The 3,544-nt window shown below is 29.4% G+C and carries 5 protein-coding genes; 2 read left to right on the plus strand and 3 right to left on the minus strand.

Going from position 1 to position 3,544, the window contains the following annotated elements; translation table 11 throughout:
• The coding region (locus ACI3VO_RS09590) for a lactate racemase domain-containing protein (protein WP_439757705.1) at positions 1-276 on the minus strand (276 nt) is incomplete at its 3' end.
• 230 nt (positions 277-506) lie between these two features.
• Positions 507-1,130 (minus strand): PH domain-containing protein, encoded by a 624-nt coding sequence (locus ACI3VO_RS09595; RefSeq protein ID WP_439757706.1) that lies wholly within the window; start codon positions 1,128-1,130, stop codon positions 507-509.
• 122 nt (positions 1,131-1,252) lie between these two features.
• Here ACI3VO_RS09595 and ACI3VO_RS09600 point away from each other — a divergent pair, with 122 nt between their 5' ends.
• Together ACI3VO_RS09600 and ACI3VO_RS09605 are read left to right on the plus strand one after the other, a co-directional pair.
• On the plus strand, positions 1,253-2,389 hold the full coding sequence (locus ACI3VO_RS09600; RefSeq protein ID WP_439757707.1) for a macro domain-containing protein: 1,137 nt from the start codon (positions 1,253-1,255) through the stop codon (positions 2,387-2,389).
• 139 nt (positions 2,390-2,528) lie between these two features.
• Complete coding sequence (locus ACI3VO_RS09605) at positions 2,529-3,236, plus strand: vWA domain-containing protein (RefSeq protein WP_439757708.1); 708 nt, start codon at positions 2,529-2,531, stop codon at positions 3,234-3,236.
• Positions 3,237-3,335: 99 nt separating this feature from the next.
• On the opposite strand, the gene ACI3VO_RS09610 is transcribed toward ACI3VO_RS09605, so the two are convergent.
• A partial coding sequence (locus ACI3VO_RS09610; protein ID WP_439757709.1) for an ATP-binding protein occupies positions 3,336-3,544 on the minus strand: 209 nt, incomplete at its 5' end.

The raw sequence follows: 3,544 nt of genomic DNA on the forward strand, positions 1-3,544 counted from the left end.
ACCACATTTATTTAATCTATCAACTAATATTGGTAGGTATGTAGGTATAGCTTGCCATTTTCTTGTAACATCAGATATTATTATAGCTACCTTATCACCTTTTTTGACAACTGTTGATATATCCCCTGCTCCTATTGGATTGTCTAAAGCATATTCTATATGTTCCTTTACAGTTCTTTGTGAAAGCTCTACAACGTTAGATTCTAATTCACATGCTATTTGTTCTTCCGGTATATTTACATCAAATTCTATATTACTATATTTCATAGTATGCATAGTATAAGTCCCCCTTTATTTATATTAATTAATTTACCTAACTTATATTTCATTTATCTATTTTATCACATATATTTTAGAAAATAAAATATTTCAGTCTGATTATAAAAATATTATTTAAAATCGCATTTATATATTAAAATATTATTTTTCATATTTTTATCTTTTTAGCTATTATATTACAACTTATAAAAAAATAGAAACCTCATTTAAAGGCTTCTATTTTTTTATTAATTATTTATATATTTTTCAAATATTTCTCCAAAATCTTTATTACTGTAAGTTTCCCTCAATTCATTCATCCAGTTAAAATTAAACTTTGTTATATTTTCAATTAAATCAGCTGTATCTACTTGTATATAACCATTTGATATAGTTTGATTAGCCATATTTAAACTATTTAATCCATTTTCTATATATCTATTGTTTTTTGCTTGAATTTTTCCTATTTCATATAGAGCTTTATATAAATCCTTTAATTGTTCTAATTGATTTTTATCTACATCTATACTGAATACTTCATTTCCTATTGTAAATTTTATTTCGACATCTAAATCTACAGTTCCGGCTGTTTCTAGTGTAACTGCACTTACTTTTTCATAGAGAAATTCGTGTCTCTTTACAACTCTTTTTTTACTGACAGCACTTTGTCCATCAACATGTATTAAACCTCTGTTAGTAAATACATATTCGTCAGATTTTGACTTTATAACGAAGTAAATTTTTTCTCCATCCTCATGCATTATATAATCATCGCCATCTGCCTTGTCAAAATCCTTAGGTGATAATATTTTACCTATATCAGATAGTCCCAATGTATCTGATGCCATTTTTCCAAATATATTTCCTGCCATCTAATGCCTCCTATATTTTTTATTATATTATATCAGATTTCATATGCTTATATGATTTATACATTAATAAAATTATTTCATGTTATAATTTAAAATATAAAAGATAATGGAGAGTGATTTTTATGCCATTTGAAATAATAAGAGATGATATTACAAATTTAAAAACTGATGCCATTGTCAATGCAGGTAACAACAGACTTAAAGCCAGCGGTGGTGTCTGTGGCGCGATTTTTAAAAAAGCCGGTCTAGAAAAGCTTCAAAAGGAATGCGATAAAATCGGCCATATAGAGACATCTCAAGCTGTATTAACAAAGGGATATGACCTAGATTGTAAATATATAATACATACAGTGGGACCTATTTGGCATGGAGGAGGTCACGATGAAGAAAAGCTTCTTTACAATACATATTTAAACTGCTTAAATATCGCAAAACGAAAAAGATGTAAGTCTATAGCTTTTCCTCTGATTTCATCGGGAAACTTCGGATATCCTAAGGACAAAGCTCTTCATACAGCTAGAAGAGCCATAGAAGATTTTCTTGCTGAAAACGACCTTATGATTTATCTAGTTATTTTCGATAAAAAGGCATTTGCCATAAGCCAGAGCCTATTTGATTCTATTAAACAGTATATAGACGACAACTATCTAGATAACTACAGATTTGATAATTCTAGAAGAAACGCTGAAAGCTCGTTATTAGACGATTATTTTCATATGGAAATTGAACCTACATTGCAAAGTATGAGCGATTCAATAGAAAACGATGAAATAAAAATGTTTAAAAAGGCACCAAAGCCAGTTGATTCTATACAATCAGCTACTAAAATTAAATCAAAGCCTAAAAAACCTTCTACAACAAAAGGTATTTTAGCAAACATGATGAACAACAAAAATCTAATAGATGCTGTTTCTAATGTTGAAGATACATTTTCTCAAACTCTACTTAGATTAATCGATGCGACAGGTAAAAGCGATGCTGAAATTTACAAAAAGGCCAATATAGACAGAAGATTATTTTCTAAAATAAGAAAAAACAAGGACTACAATCCTAGCAAAAGCACGGCTCTATCACTTGCAATAGCTCTAGAGCTAGATATCGATGAGACTAAGGATTTGCTTGAAAAGGCAGGCTATGCACTATCTCATAGCAATAAATTCGACATCATTGTAGAGTATTTTATAAAAGAGCAAAACTACAATATATTCGAGATAAACGAAGCACTATTTGCCTTTGATCAAAATATATTAAAGGCTTAAAATTTTTTTAAAAAAACATAAATTTGTCGCCTCCGATGCGACCTTTTAAATAAAGCCCCCTAGTATAATTTAAGTATAATCAATCAAGAAATAAAAAAGAAAATCAACAAAATTAATTATAAATTAGGGGGTAATAATTATGAAAAAAAATTTAACTGAATTAGTATTTATATTAGATAAAAGCGGTTCTATGTCTCCACTTACAGATGACACAATCGGAGGATTCAATTCTCTATTAGATAAACAAAAAAACGAAGAAGGCGATGCATTAGTGACAACTGTACTATTCAACCACGAAATCCAAGTACTACATAATAGAATACCAATAGAACATGTATCACCTATCAATAGAAAAGATTACACTGCAATGGGTATGACTTCACTACTAGATGCAATGGGCTCTACTATAGACCACATAAAAAACGAACACATAATAACACCTAATGAAGAAAGACCTGAAAAAGTAATGTTCGTAATAATCACAGACGGCGCTGAAAATTCTAGTAAGGAATACAATATCAAGCAAGTAAAAAATCTAATAAATACTTGTAAAGGATTATTAGGCTGGGAATTCTTGTTCTTAGGGGCAAATATAGATGCAATACAAACTGCAGGTGCATTTGGAATAGATGCTTCGAGAGCTGTAAATTACAACTGTGATAAAGAGGGTACAGCACTAAATTACAAGGTAATAAGCAAAAATATCAGTGATGTACGTCAACGCAAGCCTATCAGCGACGACTGGAAGGCAGATATAGAAAAGGACTTTGAAGCTAGATCAAATAATGCTAGCAACTCTAAAAATCAAAAAAAATCTTTATTTAATAGATCTAAAAAAAGCTTCTAAAATATAACAAAATTTAAACCTTTCAAATTAATATAAACATGTCAAATAAGGATGTTGCCTCAATTCCTACCTATTTTAAGCAACATCCTTATTTTTAATTTAAATCAATATATCTTGATCTATATCACCTTCAACTGGCAATATAATTGTAAATTTTGTACCGATATTTTTTTGACTCTCGACATATATATCTCCCTTATGCATATCGATTATATGCTTAGTTATTGTCAGTCCAAGTCCACTGCCACCTTTAACCTCTGTATTTTCATCTACTATTTGGTTGAATCTATCAAATATAGACTTGTAAT

The sequence above is a fragment of the Intestinibacter sp. genome (assembly GCF_051866655.1).
GTDB lineage: Bacteria > Bacillota > Clostridia > Peptostreptococcales > Peptostreptococcaceae > Intestinibacter.